17 protein-coding genes are annotated in these 18285 nt (G+C 63.3%); 16 read left to right on the forward strand and 1 reads right to left on the reverse strand.

The window, feature by feature from the left end; genetic code table 11:
- A complete protein-coding gene (locus USDA257_RS01375; RefSeq protein ID WP_014761071.1) occupies window positions 1–2100 on the reverse strand; it encodes a bifunctional rhamnulose-1-phosphate aldolase/short-chain dehydrogenase in 2100 nt (699 codons plus the stop codon).
- Window positions 2101–2301: 201 nt separating this feature from the next.
- Here USDA257_RS01375 and USDA257_RS01380 point away from each other — a divergent pair, with 201 nt between their 5' ends.
- The 16 genes from USDA257_RS01380 to cheD all read left to right on the forward strand — a co-directional run bounded on the left by USDA257_RS01380 (window position 2302) and on the right by cheD (window position 18230).
- Entirely contained in the window at window positions 2302–3114 is an 813-nt protein-coding gene (locus USDA257_RS01380) for a DeoR/GlpR family DNA-binding transcription regulator (protein ID WP_014327309.1), read from the forward strand.
- 127 nt (window positions 3115–3241) lie between these two features.
- Window positions 3242–4231, forward strand: coding sequence for a rhamnose ABC transporter substrate-binding protein (gene rhaS / locus USDA257_RS01385; RefSeq protein ID WP_014761072.1), 990 nt, complete (start codon window positions 3242–3244; stop codon window positions 4229–4231).
- An 88-nt stretch (window positions 4232–4319) separates the two neighbouring features.
- A complete protein-coding gene (locus tag USDA257_RS01390) occupies window positions 4320–5864 on the forward strand; it encodes a sugar ABC transporter ATP-binding protein (RefSeq protein WP_097519602.1) in 1545 nt (514 codons plus the stop codon).
- A complete protein-coding gene (locus USDA257_RS01395; RefSeq protein WP_041413783.1) occupies window positions 5861–6841 on the forward strand; it encodes an ABC transporter permease in 981 nt (326 codons plus the stop codon). The genes USDA257_RS01390 and USDA257_RS01395 overlap by 4 nt, the downstream gene beginning before the upstream one ends.
- On the forward strand, window positions 6841–7845 hold the full coding sequence (locus USDA257_RS01400) for an ABC transporter permease (RefSeq protein ID WP_041413785.1): 1005 nt from the start codon (window positions 6841–6843) through the stop codon (window positions 7843–7845). The genes USDA257_RS01395 and USDA257_RS01400 overlap by 1 nt, the downstream gene beginning before the upstream one ends.
- Before the next feature lie 10 nt (window positions 7846–7855).
- The gene (rhaM, locus tag USDA257_RS01405) at window positions 7856–8170 is read left to right on the forward strand and encodes an L-rhamnose mutarotase (RefSeq protein WP_014761075.1); all 315 of its coding nucleotides are present in this window, start codon (window positions 7856–7858) and stop codon (window positions 8168–8170) included.
- Window position 8171: 1 nt separating this feature from the next.
- Window positions 8172–9542 carry an FGGY-family carbohydrate kinase gene (locus USDA257_RS01410; RefSeq protein WP_014761076.1) on the forward strand — a complete coding sequence of 457 codons (1371 nt, stop codon included), beginning with the start codon at window positions 8172–8174 and terminating at the stop codon, window positions 9540–9542.
- A 692-nt stretch (window positions 9543–10234) separates the two neighbouring features.
- Window positions 10235–11848, forward strand: coding sequence for a globin-coupled sensor protein (locus tag USDA257_RS01415; RefSeq protein WP_014761077.1), 1614 nt, complete (start codon window positions 10235–10237; stop codon window positions 11846–11848).
- A 29-nt stretch (window positions 11849–11877) separates the two neighbouring features.
- Entirely contained in the window at window positions 11878–12171 is a 294-nt protein-coding gene (locus USDA257_RS01420) for an STAS domain-containing protein (RefSeq protein WP_014761078.1), read from the forward strand.
- A gap of 3 nt (window positions 12172–12174) precedes the next feature.
- Window positions 12175–12540: a response regulator gene (locus USDA257_RS01425; protein WP_014761079.1), complete on the forward strand. Its 366-nt coding sequence runs from the start codon at window positions 12175–12177 to the stop codon at window positions 12538–12540.
- 19 nt (window positions 12541–12559) lie between these two features.
- A complete protein-coding gene (locus tag USDA257_RS01430; RefSeq protein ID WP_014761080.1) occupies window positions 12560–14863 on the forward strand; it encodes a chemotaxis protein CheA in 2304 nt (767 codons plus the stop codon).
- Between the two features lie 5 nt (window positions 14864–14868).
- Window positions 14869–15336, forward strand: a complete 468-nt coding sequence (locus tag USDA257_RS01435) for a chemotaxis protein CheW (RefSeq protein ID WP_014761081.1) — start codon at window positions 14869–14871, stop codon at window positions 15334–15336.
- Entirely contained in the window at window positions 15333–16241 is a 909-nt protein-coding gene (gene cheR, locus USDA257_RS01440; protein WP_014761082.1) for a protein-glutamate O-methyltransferase CheR, read from the forward strand. Before USDA257_RS01435 ends, cheR begins: the two co-directional genes overlap by 4 nt.
- Window positions 16238–17290, forward strand: a complete 1053-nt coding sequence (gene cheB / locus USDA257_RS01445; RefSeq protein ID WP_014761083.1) for a protein-glutamate O-methylesterase CheB — start codon at window positions 16238–16240, stop codon at window positions 17288–17290. Before cheR ends, cheB begins: the two co-directional genes overlap by 4 nt.
- Window positions 17290–17679 (forward strand): response regulator, encoded by a 390-nt coding sequence (locus USDA257_RS01450; RefSeq protein WP_012706841.1) that lies wholly within the window; start codon window positions 17290–17292, stop codon window positions 17677–17679. The genes cheB and USDA257_RS01450 overlap by 1 nt, the downstream gene beginning before the upstream one ends.
- Complete coding sequence (gene cheD / locus USDA257_RS01455; RefSeq protein WP_014761084.1) at window positions 17676–18230, forward strand: chemoreceptor glutamine deamidase CheD; 555 nt, start codon at window positions 17676–17678, stop codon at window positions 18228–18230. The genes USDA257_RS01450 and cheD overlap by 4 nt, the downstream gene beginning before the upstream one ends.
- Window positions 18231–18285: the final 55 nt, after the last annotated feature.

Consider the following 18285-nt stretch of genomic DNA (forward strand, 5'->3'; position numbering starts at 1 on the left):
TCAGCGTGTGAAGGACTGGGCGTTGCCCGCGTCGACATTGACGATGTTGCCGGTCGATTTCGCCGACATGTCGGAGGCGAGGAAGTAGATGGCCTCAGCGATATCCTCCGGGAAGACGCTCAGCTTCAGCATCGAGCGCTCGCGGTAATGCGCCTCCAGTTCGTCTACATCCATCTTGTAGGCGGCGGCGCGCTGTTCCTTCCATTCGCCGCTCCAGATCTTGGAGCCGCGGAGCACCGCATCCGGATTGACGACGTTGACGCGGATCTGTGCCGATGCGCCCTCGAGCGCCAGGCAGCGGGCCAGATGGATCTCGGCGGCCTTGGCCGTGCAATAGGCCGACGCGCCGGGCGAGGCGGCAAGGCCGTTCTTCGAGGCGACGAAGACGACGTTGCCTCCCGCCTTCTGGCTGCGGAAGATGCGGAAGGCTTCGCGCGACACGAGGAAATAGCCGGTCGCAAGAATGTCGATGTTCTTGTTCCAGAGCGCAAGCGTCGTGTCTTCGATCGCGGCCGACGAGGCGAGGCCGGCATTGGAAACGAGAATATCGAGGCCGCCGAAGGCGAGGAGCGCGTCGCCGAAGCCGGTTTCGACCGCCGCCTCGCTGGTCACGTTCATATTGACGGCGCGGACGAAATCCTTGCCGTAGCGGGCGGCAAGCTCGTTCTGGGCATTTTCGAGGGCGGTCTCATCGATATCGGCGAGAACGACGCATGCGCCCTCCTGCATCAGCCGGACGGCCGTCGCCTTGCCGATGCCGCCGGCCCCGCCGGTGACGAGCGCAATGCGCCCGGCGAGGCTCTTCGGCTTCGGCATGCGCTGCAGTTTGGCTTCCTCGAGCAGCCAGTATTCGATGTCGAAGGCCTCCTGCTCGGGCAAGCCGACATAGGTCGACACGCCGGAGGCGCCGCGCATCACGTTGATCGCATTGACGTAGAATTCGCCGGAGATGCGCGCCGTCGCCTTGTCCTTGGCAAAGGTGATCATGCCGACCCCGGGCACCAGATAGACAACGGCGTTCGGGTCGCGCATCGCCGGGCTGTCGGCACGCTTGCAGCGCTCGTAGTAGCGCGCATAGTCGGCGCGGTAGGCGGCAATTGCCTCGGGCAGGCCGGCAAGCGTCTTTTCGACATCCGGCTGCGTGGGGTCGAAATCGACCACCAGCGGCCGGATCTTGGTGCGCAGGAAATGGTCCGGGCAACTCGTGCCGAGCGCCGCGAGCGGCTCCAGGCTCGTCGAGGTTACGAAATCGAGCACCGCCTTGCTGTCGTCGAAATGGCCGACCTTCTTTTCCTCGGCGCTGATCAGGCCGCGGATCACCGGCATCAGCCGCTTGGCGATGGCCTCGCGCTCGCCAGCGGCGAGCACCGGCCGCGCCTCTCCGCCGAAGGCGGGCGCCGTATTTTCCGCCTCGAACCAGGCGATCGCCCGGTTGATGATCTCGATCGTTGTCTCGTAAGCCTCCTTCGCCGTGTCGCCCCAGGTGAAGAGGCCATGGCTTTCGAGCACGACGCCGCGCGCCTTCGGGTTATCGAGGCAGAATTTTTCGAGCCAGAGCCCGAGTTCGTAGCCCGGCCGCTTCCACGGCAGCCAGCCGATCTCGTCACCGAAGATCTTTTTCGTCAGTTCCCGGCTGGTTTTCGAAGCGGCGATGGCAATGATCGCGTCCGGATGCATGTGGTCAACATGCGCCTTCGGCACATAGGCATGCAGTGGCGTGTCGATCGAGGCGGCGCGCGGATTAAGGTTGAAGGTGCAATGCGGCAGGTAGCCGACCATTTCGTCTTCGAACTCGACGCCGCGATAGATGCTCTTCAGCGCCCGGAGCTTGTCCATGTAGAGCGTCGCGAAGCCGTCCATCTTGATCGTGCCGACGTCGCCGCCCGAGCCCTTGACCCAGAGGACCTCGACCGTCTCGCCGGTGAGCGGGTCTTTCTGCATCACCTTTGCCGAGGTGTTGCCGCCGCCGTAATTGGTGATCCGCTTGTCCGAGCCGAGCAGATTGGACCGGTAGAGAAGCCGCTCCGGCTCGCTCATTCCCGCCGCCTTGGCGTCGTCCCAGAGATTGGCCAGGCGTGCGCCCTGTTGCTTGTCGAGCATCTCGAATTCCTCCCGGTAAGCTAGCCGTCGGCACTCGAGGCCGCGACGATATGATCGGCATCAGATCACATGCTCGATGCGCAGATGTCAATCAAAAACGATCAACAACGTTCATATTGCAGCGCACAATGAAAAAACATGATCGAAACTGATTGACAATGCGCGGGACTGATGGAAGCATGCAGGACATTGGAGGAGCGCATGCACGAGAAAGAAAGACATAGGATCATCCTGTCGGCAGTGCAGGAAAAGCCGGTCGTGACCGTGCCCGAGCTCGTCGAATTGACAGGCAGCTCGGAGGCGACGATCCGCCGCGATGTGGCGGCGCTGCATGTGCAGAAGCGCCTGCGCCGGGTGCGCGGCGGTGCCGAAGCGATCAATCCGCCGCAATTCGTCGGCCTTGCCGGCCGCCCCTTCAGCGTCAACGAAGGTTTGCATGCGCGGGAGAAGCAGGCGATCGCCCGGGAGGCTGTGGCGCTCTGCCAGGACGGCGAGCCGATCATCATCAATGGCGGCACGACAACCTTCCAGATGGTGCATTTTCTTGCCAACCGCCGGATGCAGGTCTTCACCAATTCCTTCCCGATCGCCGAGCACCTGCTCAAGCACTCGAAGAATACCGTGATGCTTTCGGGCGGGACGATCTACCGCGAGCAGAACATTATTCTAAGCCCCTTCGACAATGACGTGACGCGCAACTTCTATGCGCGGCGCATGTTCATGGGCGCGCAGGGGCTCGGGCCGCTCGGCCTGATGGAGGCCGATCCGCTGCTGATCCAGGCCGAGCAGAAGCTGATCGACCAGGCCGACGAACTGGTCGTGCTGGTCGATTCCTCGAAATTTCACAAGCGCTCAAGCCTCATTCTCTGCGGGCTCAAGCGCATCGCCACTGTGATCACCGATTCGGGCATCGAGGACAGACATGCCTCGATGCTCGAAAGCGCCGGCGTCAACCTCGTCATCGCCAATGCGAAGCCGAAGGCCGACGCGCAAACTGCTTCGACATCCGCCTGAGCGGATGGGGAGGGGGAATGGGAGGCGGCCTTGCTGGGCGCAAGCCGGTAGCAAGACCGCCGGATGGAGTTGTCGGGTCGAATGATGCATCCACTCCGGATGCATGGGCCCAAGGGAGGAGATAGTGATGAAAATTCTCAAATCATTGATGGTGACGGCCGCCGTCGCGGTCGCGCTCATGGCGAATGCCGCCCATGCGGAGAACAAGAAGATCGCGCTCGTCGTCAAGGCGCTCGGCATCGGCTTCTTCGAGGCTGCCAACAAGGGTGCCCAGGAAGCGGCCAAGGAACTCGGCGACGTCGAGATCATCTATACCGGCCCGACCTCGACGACCGCCGAAGGTCAGATCGAGGTGATCAACTCGCTGATCGCCCAGAAGGTCGATGCGATCGCGGTTTCGGCCAACGACACCGATGCTCTCGTGCCGGCGCTGAAGAAGGCGATGGACCGCGGCATCAAGGTCATTTCCTGGGACTCGGGTGTCGCCAAGGAAGGCCGGCTGATGCACCTCAACCCGTCGTCGAGCCCGCTGATCGGCAACATGATCATCAAGCTCGCCGCCGACAACCTGCCGGAAGGCGGCGACGTCGCCGTGCTCTCGGCCTCGGCCACCGCAACCAACCAGAACACCTGGATCGCCGAGATGAAGAAGGTCCAGGGCAACTACGAGGGCATCAATGTCGTGGCCACCGTCTATGGTGACGACCTGGCCGACAAGTCCTACCGTGAGACGCAAGGCCTCATCCAGTCCCATCCGAACCTGAAGGCGATCATTGCTCCGACCTCAGTCGGCATCGTCGCGGCCGCTCAGGCCGTCACCGACGCCGGCAAGATCGGCCAGATCAACGTTACCGGTCTCGGACTGCCATCCGAAATGGCCGGTCATGTGAAGTCCGGCGCCTCGAAGTCCTTCGCGATCTGGAACCCGATCGACCTCGGCTATTCGGCGACGATGATCGCCTATGACATCATCAACGGTGCCGAAGCCAAGCCCGGCGCGGAGCTGAAGATGGGCCGCATGGGAACCGTCAAGCTCGACGACAATAACGAAGGCGCCATGGCCGACCCGTTCGTCTATGATGCCTCGAACGTTGAGGAATTCGCCAAGATCTTCTGATCTTCGATCATCGCCGGCGCAGGGGTGTGATCTCCGCGCCGGCTGTCCATCCGGCTTCTGCCGGAGAGTCCCTGATGAACCGGCGGAAATGGCTTTGCTTCACGATACCAAATCAGTAACGGCGACGCCCGCCATCACGCTTGAGGGCATATCGAAGTCCTTCCCAGGCGTGCGCGCACTCTCCGAAGTCTCTCTCGCGCTCTATCCGGGTTCGGTGACGGCGCTGATCGGCGAGAACGGTGCCGGCAAGTCGACGCTCGTCAAGATCCTGACCGGCATCTACCAGCCGGAGTCCGGCGTGATCCGCGTCGCCGAGACGGAAACGACATTCCCGACCGCCCTTGCTGCGGCGCGCGCCGGCGTCACCGCGATCCATCAGGAGACGGTCCTCTTCGACGAGCTCTCGGTCGCGGAAAACATCTTTCTCGGCCATGCCCCGCGCAACCGGTTCGGCTTGATCGACTGGAAGAAGCTGAACGCCGACGCCGCGGCTCTGCTGCACCGGGCAGGTGCGGACTTCGACCCGACGATCCGGCTGCGCGATCTCGGTATTGCCAAGAAGCACTTGGTGGCGATCGCCCGCGCCCTCTCCGTCGACGCCCGCGTGGTCATCATGGACGAGCCGACGGCGGCGCTCTCGCACAAGGAGATCCACGAGCTCTATGCGCTGATCGAGCGGCTCAAGGCCGACGGCAAGGCAATCCTCTTCATCAGCCACAAGTTCGACGAGATCTTCCGGATCGCCGACCGCTACACGGTCTTCCGCGACGGGACGATGGTCGGCGAGGGGCTGATCGCCGACGCCAGCCAGGACGATCTCGTCCGCATGATGGTCGGCCGTGCCGTCGACTCCGTCTACCCGAAGAAGGAGGTCAAGATCGGTGAGCCGGTGCTGACCGTTTCCGGCTACCGCCATCCGACCGAATTCGAGGACATCAATTTCGAGCTGAGGCGCGGCGAGATCCTCGGCTTCTACGGTCTGGTCGGCGCCGGGCGCTCGGAGTTCATGCAGTCGCTCATCGGCATCACCCGGCCCTCGGCCGGTGCGGTCAAGCTTGACGGAAATGTACTGGTGATCCGCAACCCGGCCGAGGCGATCCGCGCCGGCATCGTCTACGTGCCGGAAGAGCGCGGCCGGCAGGGCGCGATCATCGGCATGCCGATCTTCCAGAACGTCACCCTGCCGTCGCTCTCGCACACGTCACGCTCGGGCTTCCTGAAGCTTGCCAACGAATTTGCCTTGGCGCGCGAATACACCTCGCGCCTCGACCTGCGCGCCGCTTCGCTCGATCAGGACGTCGGCACACTCTCCGGCGGCAACCAGCAGAAGGTGGTGATCGCCAAGTGGCTAGCGACCAAGCCCAAAGTCATCATCCTCGACGAACCGACGAAGGGCATCGACATCGGCTCCAAGGCCGCCGTCCACGCCTTCATGAGCGAACTCGCGGCGCAGGGCTTGAGCGTCATCATGGTCTCATCGGAAATTCCCGAGATCATGGGCATGTCGGACCGTGTCATCGTCATGCGCGAAGGCCGGATTGCCGGCCGCTTCGAGCGATCGGAACTGACCGCAGAAAAGCTCGTGCGCGCAGCGGCCGGCATCGAAACGCAGCTTAGCGGGAGGGCCGCATGATCACCAAGCTCCTCAAGAATCGCGAAATCCTGCTCGTCGTGGCGGTCGTCGTGCTGCTTGCCCTGATCGCCTTGCGCTTTCCTGGTTTCGTGGCGCCTTCGAATCTTGCCCGCGTCTATAACGACACGTCGATCCTGATCATCCTGGCGCTCGGCCAGATGGCGGTGATCCTCACCCGATGCATCGATCTGTCGATGGCGGCGAACCTGGCGCTCTGCGGCATGGTTGCGGCCATGCTGAACGCGGCCTTTCCCGGCCTACCGATCCCGCTCATCATTCTTGCCGCCATGGCGCTCGGCGGTCTGCTCGGCATGATCAACGGAACGCTCGTCTGGAAGCTCGACATCCCGCCGATCGTCGTCACCCTCGGAACGCTGACGATCTATCGCGGCCTGATCTTTCTTCTGACCGACGGCAAGTGGATCAATGCGCACGAGATGAGCGACACCTTCAAGGCCCTGCCGCGGCTGGCTCTTGCCGGCGTGCCGGTGCTCTCCTGGCTGTCGCTCCTGATGATCGCAGTGATGTTCCTGGTCATGGGCCGCACGCCGCTCGGTCGCGCCTTCTATGCGGTCGGCGGCAATCCGCATGCCGCCGTCTATACGGGGATCGATGTCGGCCGCACCCGTTTCTTCGCCTATTGCCTCTCGGGTACGCTCGCCGGCCTCTCCGGCTATCTCTGGGTGTCGCGCTATGCGGTCGCCTATGTCGATATCGCCGCCGGCTTCGAGCTCGACATCATCGCGGCCTGCGTTATCGGCGGCATTTCGATCGCCGGCGGCATCGGCTCGGTGGCAGGCGCCGTGCTCGGCGCGCTCTTCCTCGGCGTCATCAAGAACGCGCTGCCGGTCATCAACATCTCGCCCTTTGCGCAGATGGCGATCTCCGGAACGGTGATCATCATCGCCGTTGCCGTCAACGCCCGGGCCGAGCGGCGCAAGGGCAGGGTCATTCTCAGGAAAGCGGAGGCGGTCTGATGGCGCACGCTCAACTCTCTCCCCGCAATATCCCGGATCGCCTCGAGGGGCGCGGCGCTCGCCTGATGAAGAGCTGGGAAACGCTGCTCATCGTGGTCGCGACCCTCATCTTCCTCGGCAATTCCTTTGCGTCGCCCTATTTCCTCGATCCATGGAATCTGTCCGACGCCACCTTCAACTTCACCGAAAAGGCGATGATCGCCTTCGCCATGGCGCTGGTGATCATCTCGGGCGAGATAGATCTCTCGGTCGCCTCGGTCATTGCACTCGCCTCGACGGCCATGGGCTATGCCGTGCAATTCGGATTCGACACGCCGGCACTCGTGGCGATCGGTCTCGGCGTCGGGCTTGTCTGCGGCGCCGTCAACGGCCTCTTGATCACCGGCCTCGGCCTGCCGTCGATCGTCGTGACGATCGGCACCATGAGCCTGTTTCGCGGCCTGTCCTTCATCGTTCTCGGCGACCAGGCGTTTACCGGCTATCCCGAAAGCTTCGCCTGGTTCGGCCAGGGTTATGTCTGGTGGGTCTTTTCCTTCGAGTTCACCCTCTTCGTGCTGCTCGCCGTCGTCTACGGCGTGCTCCTGCACAAGACGAATTTCGGCCGCGCCGTCTATGCGATCGGCAACAACCAGACGGCCGCGCTCTTTTCGGGCGTCCGCGTGGCGCGGGTGAAGTTCGCACTGTTCTTGCTGACCGGCCTGATGGCCGGGCTTGCCTCGATCTGCCTCACCTCCCGCCTCGGCTCGACCCGGCCTTCGATCGCGCTCGGTTGGGAGCTCGAGGTCGTCACCATGGTGGTGCTCGGCGGCGTCAACATTCTCGGCGGCTCGGGCACCATACCGGGCGTCGTGCTGGCGGCGCTGATCATGGGCATGGTCACCTTCGGCTTCGGCCTGTTGAACGTTCCCGGCATCGTCATGTCGATCTTCATCGGCCTGCTGCTGATCTCGGTCATCGCCTTGCCGATCCTGTGGAAGCGCGCCCGCCGCCGTCTCGCGCACTGAGGTTTCTCCGATGGAAAAATACGCCTTCCGCATGCGCCTCAACCCGGGCATGGCCGAGGAATATAGAGCGCGCCATGATGCAATCTGGCCCGAACTGGTGGATCTGCTGAAAGACGCCGGCATCTCCGACTATTCGATCCATCTCGACGAGGAGACCAACCTGCTGTTCGGCGTGCTTTGGCGAGCAGAGGACCACAGGATGGCCGATCTGCCCTCGCATCCGGTCATGCGGAAATGGTGGGCCTACATGGCCGATATCATGGAAACCCGCGCCAATAACGAGCCGGTCGCCGTGCCGCTCCAGACCGTCTTCCACCTTAGCTGACATGAAGACCGTCGCCATCATCGATATCGGCAAGACTAACGCCAAGGTCGCGTTGGTCGACCTCGAGCGTTTCGAGGAGATCGCCGTCCGCAAGATGCCCAATGTCGTCGTCGGGGAAGGTCTCTACCCCCACTTCGACGTCGACCATCTCTGGCGCTTCATTCTCGACGGTCTCGCGGCGCTGCACCGTGAACACCCGGTGGAAGCGATCTCCGTGACGACGCATGGCGCGACCGCTGTGCTGCTCGACGCTGCCGGTGGACTCGCGCTGCCTGTCCTCGACTACGAGTTTGCCGGACCGGACGCGCTCGCCGAGGAATATGGCCAGGCACGCCCGCCCTTCTCTGAAACCGGATCGGCACGCCTGCCGATGGGGCTCAATGTCGGCGCGCAGCTCTTCTGGCAGCAGCGGCTGTTTCCGGAGTACTTCGACAGGGTCGCGACCATCGTGACCTATGCGCAATACTGGTCCTACCGCCTCACCGGCGTGGCAACGAACGAACTGACCTCGCTCGGCTGCCACACCGATCTGTGGAACCCCAAGGCGGCGACGTTCTCGACATTGACCGAGGCGCAGGGCTGGACACCACTCTTTGCGCCCGTTCGCAAGGCGGGCGACGTGATCGGGGGATTGCTGCCGCCCTTGGCCGCGGCAACGGGCCTGCCATCCGGGCTGCCGGTCTATTGCGGCATTCACGATTCGAACGCCTCGCTTCTGCCGCATCTCTTGACGCGGCGCGCGCCTTTCTCCGTCGTCTCGACGGGAACCTGGGTGGTCATGCTGGCGGTTGGCGGCGACCAAGTGGAGCTAGATGAAACCCGCGACACGTTGATCAATGTCAACGCGCTTGGCGAACCGGTGCCCTCCGCCCGCTTCATGGGCGGCCGCGCCTTCTCGATGCTCGTCGGCGACAATCCGCCGGAGGTCTCGGCCGAGGCCGAGGCGCGCGTTTTTGCGGAAGGCTGCATGCTACTGCCGTCGGTGCCGGGCGGCTCCGGTCCCTTTCCCTCGGCACGGTCGCGCTGGACGGTGGATGAAGCAGGGCTCACCCCTGCCGAGCGGCTCGCCGCCGTTTCGTTCCATCTCGCCCTGATGACGGCGACCTGCCTCGATCTCATCGGCGCCAGGGGGGGAATCGTCGTGGAGGGGCCTTTCGCGGTAAATTCGGCCTATCTGCGGATGCTGGCCGCTGCGACCGGCCGGTCGGTGCTCGTCAACAGGCTGAGCAGCACCGGAACGAGCCTCGGTGCCGCCTGCCTTGTCGCAGGTGCCCACATCCGGACCGGGGCGGAAGCCCTCTCGGCAGCAATTCCGCAAGCCTATGTCGATTATGCGCGGGAATGGCAACGCTTGACCGCCGAGCATGTATAGGGCGGCTGCAGTCGCAAATGCCTGTCCATAGATCGATGAAGTAGAACCGACGGATCTTCTTGGGAGCTGGCCAGGCGACCGACCGTCAGAAAATGTTTCGATCCGCTGCTCGTCTATGTTCGAGATTGATGACGATGGAGATCGCCGTCATTGCGAGGATTGCGGTAGTAGCGGCGCTAATTCCAAGAACAATCATTGCTCATATCCGTGGGCGCATCTTCATGATGTCGCCTTGTGCCTGTGATGGTCCAGCTCGCGCGGTTCGCGCCCATTTGACACCTGCTTCGATACTGGACGGCAAGTAGAACCGCAATTCTAAACTCTTGTGATTAAAAACCTGTTGTCTTCCGCACAGTAAAACGGTGCAAGACCGCGGCGAATAACGTCTTGGTTGAATTTTAGCGATTCCGATTACGGGCCAGGAACCGTTAACCTTCAAGCAAGGAATTAACCATAAACATGGTCCCACACGTCGGAATTAGGAAGTCTCAGCTTCTCTCAAGGCATGATGCCGTACCGCCGTACCGGTTCCGGTCCGGTATGCATTTCCACCGAAATTACTTGCGAGATGGACGATCAAGAATGCTCAGGCGCGCCGGTCTTACCGACTGGGCGTGACCGGCCACAGCCCGTTCAGCGGGCCACATCTCCCCCAAGGCTAATTTCGACTACGCATCAGGCCGGGGAACAGCGTGCAGCAGGAAGCGTCAGAACAGGCAAGGAAGAGCCAGGCAGGCAGCTTGCTCGAGCGCCTGCGCTTTGCCGGCCTCGACGAAGCAGCCTGTGCGCTTCTGCGTGATCATCGCCAGGCCCTGTCGCCGCGCATAGAGCTTGCGCTGCGCGACCTTTTCCATCGACTGCAGACCAATCCGGACGCCATTCGCCATTTCGACAACGATCGCCAGCTCGACCGGCTTCACGATCTTCAATCTTCGCACTGGAATGTGCTGACCGATGCCCGTTTCGACGGGCTCTATGCCGAGCGCGTCAAGGTGCTCGCCGACACGGAAGCCCGCATGGGCCTCGACCCGCGCTGGCAACTTGCAAGCCATGCGGTCGTGCTGGAGCATCTCATCGTCGGCGCCATCGAGGAGGCCTGGCCCAAATCCCTGCTTCCGTTCGGCAAGGCACGCAGGAACGAGCTCTGCCGTCTCGTCGCCGCACTCGTCCGCGCCGCCTGCGTCGACAGCGAGATTGCGGTGTCGCTTCGCTTCAACGCGCTCCGCCAGCAGCAACAGCGCCAGCTCTCGGAGCAGCGCAAGGGCGACGAGTCCGAAGTCACGGCGCTCTTTTCGGACTTCATCCAGGCACTCGGCACCGGTGACCTCGGCGCTCGCCTCCCGACGGACGCGCCGGACGTCTATCGGCCGATCGTTGCCGGGCTGAATGCCGCCCTGGATCAGATCCAGCAAGCCCTCCTGTCCGGAGACAAACGCGCCGCGGCCGCCGAGAGCATGGTGGAAAGTCTTCGCAGCCGCACGAGTGAGTTTTCCGGCTCGGCCGGCGGCGAGGCCGAGGCACTGACCGGCCAGGTCGCAGCGCTTGGTGCGATGACCGATCGCATGCGCTCGGGCGCGATGAGGATCAGCGCGGCCGAGGCCAAGACCAACGAGACGCGCCACGCGGCCGAACGCAGCGGCGAGATCGCCGGCCAGGCAATTTCCGCCATGGCCGATATCGAAGCTTCTGCGGAAAAGATCGGCCAGATCATCGGCGTGATCGACGAGATCGCCTTCCAGACCAATCTTCTGGCCCTGAATGCCGGCATCGAGGCGGCACGCGCCGGCGACAGCGGCCGGGGCTTCGCGGTCGTCGCCCAGGAGGTGAGAGCGCTTGCGCAGCGCTCGGGCGAAGCGGCGCGCGAGATTAAGCAGCTCGTCAACGGCACGAAGTCGCAGGTCGAAGCCGGCGTCGAGATCGTCGGTCAGACGCAGAACGCGATCAGCAGCATCGTCGACCAGGTGATCTCCATCAATGCCGCCGTCTCCGGCATCGCCCGTGAGGCGGAATCCCAGGTTGGCGATCTGGCCGCTGCGGCCTCAGACATCGGCGGCATCTCGAAGGCGATGAGCCGAAGCGCGGCGCTCGCCGGCGAGGCAGCGGCTTCGACCGAGGATCTTCACGGCACCATTTTGGAGTTGGGACAGACGATCCGTCGCTTTCGCTTCGAGCGCCAGGCCGGATTGAGGGCTTCGACATTCGCCCTGCCGCCCGCGCTTCCGCCGCAAATTGATGAGGACGAAGCAGCGATGCCGTTCAGCGATGACGCCGCCTCCGGGCGGCAGGTCGCCGCCTGGCGGCGCTAGTTTCAGGGAACAGGTCAGCCGAGGACAGAATGGCCAGCAGGAACACCGCAAAGAAATCGCTGAAGCTCGCTTCGGTCTTGGACCTGAACGAGGCGACGGCGCTGCATGAAAGGCTGCTATCGCTCAAGGGGTCGCCGGTCGAGATCGATGCTTCCGCCGTCGAGCGGGTCGGAACGCTCTGCGCACAGGTGCTGATGGCCGGCGCAAGACGTTGGGAAGAGGATCGGTTGTCCTTCACCTTCGCCAAGGTGTCGGACGCTTTCGTTAAAACGACACAGCTCATCGGGGTGGACATTGCGCCCCTGATGGCAAAGGAGATTTGAGAAATGAAGAAGAGAGTTCTGACTGTGGACGACTCCCGGACAATCCGGAACATGCTTCTTGTCACCCTCAACAATGCCGGCTTCGAAACGATCCAGGCGGAGGATGGCGTCGAAGGCCTCGAAGTGCTGGAGACCGCCAATCCGGACGTGATCGTCACGGACATCAACATGCCCCGCCTCGATGGCTTCGGCTTCATCGAGGGCGTGCGCAAGAACGACCGCTATCGCGCCGTTCCCATCCTCGTGCTCACCACCGAAAGCGACGCCGAGAAGAAGAACCGTGCGCGGCAGGCGGGCGCCACCGGCTGGATCGTCAAACCGTTCGACCCGACCAAGCTGATCGATGCCATCGAGCGCGTAACGGCCTGAAATCCGAGGGTAGCCTCCAATGGATATGAACGAAATCAAAGAGATTTTCTTCCAGGAATGCGAGGAGCAGCTCGCGGAACTGGAGTCGGGTCTCCTGAAGCTCAACGATGGCGACCGCGATCCCGAAACGGTCAATGCCGTCTTCCGCGCGGTCCACTCGATCAAGGGTGGCGCCGGTGCGTTCGGGCTGGACGACCTCGTCTCCTTCGCGCATGTGTTCGAGACGACACTCGATTGCGTTCGATCCAACCGGCTTGAACCCAATCAGGACGTCCTCAAGGTCATGCTGAAATCGGCGGACGTGCTTGCCGATCTTACCAATGCCGCCCGGGACGGCGGCAGCGTCGACGAGGTGCGCAGCCGGCAGCTGATCAAGGAACTCGAGGCGCTCGCCAATGGTGAATTGCCGCAGACGGCCGTTGCCGAGCCGGTCGCAAAGCAAGCGCCGGCTGCCACGCCGGTACCGGCGCCGGCACCCGCAGCGGCCGTGAACGAGGAAGGCTTCCAGCCGGTTGCCTTCTCGTTCGACGACTTCGAGGCGAGCGAGCCTCCGGCGATCGAGCCGACGACCTTTGAGGTCCTCTTCAGGCCGAAGTCTGAACTCTATGCCAAGGGCAACGACGCGACGCTGCTGCTGCGCGATCTCTCGCGCCTCGGCGAGATGAGCATCCATTGCGACATGGACGAACTGCCGGCGCTCGGCAGCATGAATCCGGAGGCGGCCTATTTCGCCTGGAAGATTTCGCTGAAGACCGACAAGGGCGAAGACGCGATCCGCTCCGTGTTTGAGTTCGCCGAATGGGATTGCGAGCTCGACGTGACGCTGGCTGGCGGCGATCACGCCGGCGCGGGCGACGAACTGCCGATGCAGCCCGTTCCTTTCGACCTGTCGCTGCTCGATGAAGAGGTGCCCGCCTCGACCGGCGCGGCCGACGATGATGAGCAGCTTGCCACCCAGCAGCGCGCGGTTCGCGACGAGGCCGTATCCGCCGCGGCGACCGCGAGCAACGTCCTGCAGATGGCCAAGGCCGCACGCACGCCCGCCGAGAGCACCAGGAGTGCGGCCTCCGCCTCTGCGGCACAGGCGGCTGCACAGCAGGCGGCGGCCTCCGCCGCCACCCCGACGATCCGCGTCGATCTCGATCGCGTCGATCGCCTGATCAACCTGGTCGGCGAGCTCGTCATCAACCAGGCGATGCTGTCGCAGAGCGTCATCGAGAACGATACGAACGGCACCTCGTCGATCAATATGGGGCTCGAGGAGCTGCAGCAGCTCACCCGCGAGATCCAGGACAGCGTCATGGCGATCCGCGCGCAGCCGGTGAAGCCAGTCTTCCAGCGCATGTCGCGTATCGTGCGCGAAATCGCTGACATGACTGGCAAGTCGGTGCGCCTTGTCACCGAGGGCGAGAACACGGAGGTCGACAAGACCGTCATCGACAAGCTTGCCGAGCCGCTCACCCACATGATCCGCAATGCGGTCGACCACGGCCTCGAAACGCCGGAAAAGCGCGTCGCCGCCGGCAAGAACCCGGAAGGCACGGTGCGGCTGACGGCGAAACACCGTTCCGGCCGCATCGTCATCGAACTTGCCGACGACGGTGCTGGCATCAACCGCGAGAAGGTCCGGCAAAAGGCGATCGACAACGATCTGATCGCCGCCGACGCAAACCTCTCGGACGAGGAAATCGACAATCTGATCTTCCATGCCGGATTCTCGACCGCCGACAAGATCTCCGACATATCCGGTCGCGGCGTCGGCATGGACGTCGTCAAGCGCTCGATCCAGGCGCTTGGCGGACGTATCAATATCTCGTCGAAGCCGGGGCAGGGCTCCGTCTTTACGATGAGCCTGCCGCTGACGCTCGCCGTCCTCGACGGCATGGTGGTGACGGTTGCCAACCAGACGCTCGTCGTGCCTCTGACGGCGATCGTCGAAACGCTTCAGCCCGAGGCTTCGGCGATTCACAGCTTCGGTGCCGCCCAGCGACTGATCTCGATCCGCAACTCCTTCTGCCCGCTGGTCGATGTCGGCCGCATCCTGAACTTCCGCGCCATCCAGGCCAATCCGGTCGAAGGCGTGGCGCTGCTCGTCGAGTCCGAAGGCGGTGGCCAGCGCGCTTTGATGGTCGATGCCATCCAGGGCCAGCGCCAGGTGGTGATCAAGAGCCTCGAGGCGAACTACACCCATGTTCCGGGCATTGCGGCGGCGACCATTCTCGGCGACGGGCGCGTGGCGCTCATCCTCGATGTCGATGCGATCGTCGGCGCCTCGCGCGGGCACTCCCTGAAACCCGAAATGTCCCTTGCTGCAGCCGGATAATACCTATGACCTATGCCGCAAAAAATCTGACGACTGGCGGACGGGAGCTGATCGCTTTCCGCGTCGGCGGCCAGGAATACTGCGTCAACATCATGGCGGTCCGCGAAATTCGCGGCTGGACGCCCGCGACCGCGATGCCGCACGCGCCGAACTACATGCTTGGCGTCATCAACCTGCGGGGCGCGGTGCTGCCGATCATCGACTTTTCGGCGCGCCTCGGCATGAAGCCGGCCGAGCCGACGGTTCGCCATGTGATCATCGTCGCCCAGGTGAAGAGCCAGGTGGTGGGGCTTCTGGTCGATGCCGTCTCCGACATTCTGACCGTTTCGGATGCCGACATCCAGCCGACCCCGGATATTGCATCGGACTTCGAAAGGAGTTTTGCCCGTGGCGTCCTGGCGGTGGAGGGGCGGATGATCTGCCTCGTCGAACTCGACTCGGTCTTCCCGCAAGAGGAAAGGGAAGCAGCATGAGAGTCCAGGCCACTTTCGAGCAGAAGCTGTCGCCGGACGAATGCCTTGCGGCCGGCGAATATCCGCTGACGCGTCGCGACCTTACCGACATCGCGGCGATGATCTATGCGGATGCCGGCATCTATCTGAATGAATCCAAGGCATCGCTGGTCTATTCACGGCTGTCGAAACACATCCGCAATCTCGGCCTCAAGGGCTTCCGCGACTATTGCCAGCTCGTCGCCTCGCCGGCCGGCGCCGCAGCGCGCCGCGACATGCTCTCGCACCTGACGACGAACTTCACCCGCTTCTTTCGCGAAAACCATCATTTCGAGCACCTGAAGACGGATGTCCTGCCGGGCCTGATCGCCCGGGCGAAGAACGGTGGCCGGGTCCGTATCTGGTCGGCGGCCTGTTCGGACGGTCAGGAGCCCTATTCGATCGCGCTGACGGTGCTGTCGCTGCTGCCGAACGCCGCCGACTATGATTTCCGCATTCTCGCAACCGACATCGATCCGAAGATCCTCGCGCTTGCCCGGGCCGGCGCCTATGACGCGACCGCGCTCGAAACGGTAAGCCCCGCCATGCGCAAGCAGTGGTTCCGCGAGACCGAGATCGGCGGTCGCGGCAAGTGGCAGATCGATGACCGCGTCAAGCGGCTGATCACCTTCAACGAGCTCAACCTCATGGCGCAATGGCCCGTCAAGGGGCCTTTCGATGTGATCTTCTGCCGCAACGTCGTGATTTACTTCGACGAGCCGACGCAGATGAAGATCTGGTCGCGGTTCGCAGGCATGCTCGATACGGGCGGACATCTTTACATCGGCCACTCGGAGCGCGTCTCGGGGGATGCCAAAGCGATCTTCGACAACATCGGCGTCACCACCTATCGCCACACCGGCAAATTTCATGGAGGTCGGGCATGAACGCTCCCGCCCGCGTTCTCGTCGTCGACGACTCGCCCACAATGCGGGGCCTCATCTCCGCCGTGCTCAACGCCGATCCGGAGGTAAAGGTCGTCGGCCAGGCAGCCGATGCGCTCGAGGCGCGCCAGGCCATCAAACAGCTCGATCCCGATGTCATCACACTCGACATCGAGATGCCGAACATGAACGGCCTCGAGTTCCTCGATAAGATCATGCGGCTCAGGCCCATGCCGGTGATCATGGTCTCGACGCTGACCCACAAGGGCGCCGAGGCAACGATCGCCGCCCTCGAAATCGGTGCCTTCGATTGTGTCGGCAAGCCGCATCCCGGCGATCCGAATCCGTTCGGCGGGCTGGTCGAAAAGGTCAAGGCGGCCGCGCGCTCGCAGCGCAAATCGATGATCACCAGCAACCGGGCGGCATCCGCCCCGGCCGTGGGGACAGTCTCCGATTATAGAGCCGGCCGCAAGATCATCGCGATCGGCGCCTCGACCGGCGGTGTGGAGGCCCTGATCGCGGTCCTGCAAAAGTTCCCGGCGAATTGCCCGCCGACGGTGATCACCCAGCATATGCCGCACACGTTCACCAAGAGCTTTTCCGAGCGGCTGAACCGGCTCTGCGCGCCGAGCGTCCTGGAGGCGACCGACGGCGCCCGGCTCGAAGTCGGCAAGGTCTATCTGGCGCCCGGCGGCGACCGGCACCTGCAGGTCGCCAATGCCTCGGCGCCATGCTGCAGGCTGATTGACCGGGAGCCCGTCAACGGACACCGCCCATCGGTCGACGTCCTGTTCGATTCGGTCGCCGAACTGGCGGGGCGCAATGCAATCGGTGTGATTCTGACCGGCATGGGGCGCGACGGCGCGGCCGGTCTCCTCAAGATGCGGCACGCCGGGGCGCGCACCTTCGGACAAAACGAAAAGACTTGTGTCGTCTACGGAATGCCCAGAGTGGCCCATGAATTGGGTGCTGTCGAAACGCAGCTCCCCCTCGGATCGATCGGGGAGGAGATATTGAAGACGGCAGCAGCCCGGAAGGAAGGAAGCGAATAATGTCCATCGCCGAAAAGATTAAGGTTCTGATCGTCGACGATCAGGTCACAAGCCGCCTGCTCCTGGGCGATGCCCTGCAGCAACTCGGCTTCAAGCAGATCACTGCCGCCGGCGACGGGGAGCAGGGCATGAAGATCATGGCGCAAAACCCGCACCACCTGGTCATCTCGGACTTCAACATGCCGAAGATGGACGGTCTCGGGTTGCTGCAGGCGGTTCGCTCCAACCCGAACACCAAAAAGGCGGCCTTCATCATTCTGACCGCTCAGGGCGACCGGGCGCTGGTCCAGAAGGCCGCCGCGCTCGGTGCCAACAACGTTCTCGCCAAGCCGTTCACCATCGAAAAGATGAAGGCAGCGATCGAGGCCGTATTCGGGGCACTGAAATGATGCTGGAGGCCGCCGGCAGGCGTGTGCATGTCATCCAGGGCGAGTTCAAGGTCGTCAACGATCCGGATGTCGTTCTCTCGACCATTCTCGGCTCCTGTGTGGCCGCCTGCATGCGCGACCCGGTGGCGGGCGTCGGCGGCATGAACCACTTCCTGCTGCCGGGCTCGTCGACGTCGCCGACATCGGCGGGTGATGCGACGCGCTACGGCGTGCATCTCATGGAACTGCTGATCAACGGTCTCTTGAAGCAGGGCGCGCGCCGCGATCGCCTCGAGGCGAAGATTTTCGGCGGAGCAAAGACGATCGCACGGTTCTCGAATGTCGGCGAGCAGAACGCGGCCTTCGCCCGAGAGTTCTTGCTTGACGAAGGCATCCGCATTGTCGGCGAGAGCACCGGTGGAGAACATGGCCGCAAGCTGGAATACTGGCCTGTGACAGGCCGTGCCCGGCAGTACGCCCTGACTGGTGTGGAAGCCCAACGCGCCATCCATCAGGACCAGCGGCCGGCGCCCGCGCCGAAGCCGGTGGAAAGCTCGATCGAGTTCTTCTGATCGCGCGCGAGCCGCCCAGCGGGGCTGCAAGAGTTTCCTTCAAGACCACGTGAGA

Source organism: Sinorhizobium fredii USDA 257, from assembly GCF_000265205.3.
Lineage (GTDB): Bacteria > Pseudomonadota > Alphaproteobacteria > Rhizobiales > Rhizobiaceae > Sinorhizobium > Sinorhizobium fredii_B.

What these genes read in the sequence shown, in the direction of transcription:
- USDA257_RS01375 (WP_014761071.1), bottom strand. Translation starts at nt 2,100, where the DNA reads ATGCTCGACAAGCAACAGGGCGCACGCCTGGCCAATCTCTGGGACGAC.
- USDA257_RS01380 (WP_014327309.1), top strand. Translation starts at nt 2,302, where the DNA reads ATGCACGAGAAAGAAAGACATAGGATCATCCTGTCGGCAGTGCAGGAA.
- rhaS (WP_014761072.1), top strand. Translation starts at nt 3,242, where the DNA reads ATGAAAATTCTCAAATCATTGATGGTGACGGCCGCCGTCGCGGTCGCG.
- USDA257_RS01390 (WP_097519602.1), top strand. Translation starts at nt 4,320, where the DNA reads ATGGCTTTGCTTCACGATACCAAATCAGTAACGGCGACGCCCGCCATC.
- USDA257_RS01395 (WP_041413783.1), top strand. Translation starts at nt 5,861, where the DNA reads ATGATCACCAAGCTCCTCAAGAATCGCGAAATCCTGCTCGTCGTGGCG.
- USDA257_RS01400 (WP_041413785.1), top strand. Translation starts at nt 6,841, where the DNA reads ATGGCGCACGCTCAACTCTCTCCCCGCAATATCCCGGATCGCCTCGAG.
- rhaM (WP_014761075.1), top strand. Translation starts at nt 7,856, where the DNA reads ATGGAAAAATACGCCTTCCGCATGCGCCTCAACCCGGGCATGGCCGAG.
- USDA257_RS01410 (WP_014761076.1), top strand. Translation starts at nt 8,172, where the DNA reads ATGAAGACCGTCGCCATCATCGATATCGGCAAGACTAACGCCAAGGTC.
- USDA257_RS01420 (WP_014761078.1), top strand. Translation starts at nt 11,878, where the DNA reads ATGGCCAGCAGGAACACCGCAAAGAAATCGCTGAAGCTCGCTTCGGTC.
- USDA257_RS01425 (WP_014761079.1), top strand. Translation starts at nt 12,175, where the DNA reads ATGAAGAAGAGAGTTCTGACTGTGGACGACTCCCGGACAATCCGGAAC.
- USDA257_RS01430 (WP_014761080.1), top strand. Translation starts at nt 12,560, where the DNA reads ATGGATATGAACGAAATCAAAGAGATTTTCTTCCAGGAATGCGAGGAG.
- USDA257_RS01435 (WP_014761081.1), top strand. Translation starts at nt 14,869, where the DNA reads ATGACCTATGCCGCAAAAAATCTGACGACTGGCGGACGGGAGCTGATC.
- cheR (WP_014761082.1), top strand. Translation starts at nt 15,333, where the DNA reads ATGAGAGTCCAGGCCACTTTCGAGCAGAAGCTGTCGCCGGACGAATGC.
- cheB (WP_014761083.1), top strand. Translation starts at nt 16,238, where the DNA reads ATGAACGCTCCCGCCCGCGTTCTCGTCGTCGACGACTCGCCCACAATG.
- USDA257_RS01450 (WP_012706841.1), top strand. Translation starts at nt 17,290, where the DNA reads ATGTCCATCGCCGAAAAGATTAAGGTTCTGATCGTCGACGATCAGGTC.
- cheD (WP_014761084.1), top strand. Translation starts at nt 17,676, where the DNA reads ATGATGCTGGAGGCCGCCGGCAGGCGTGTGCATGTCATCCAGGGCGAG.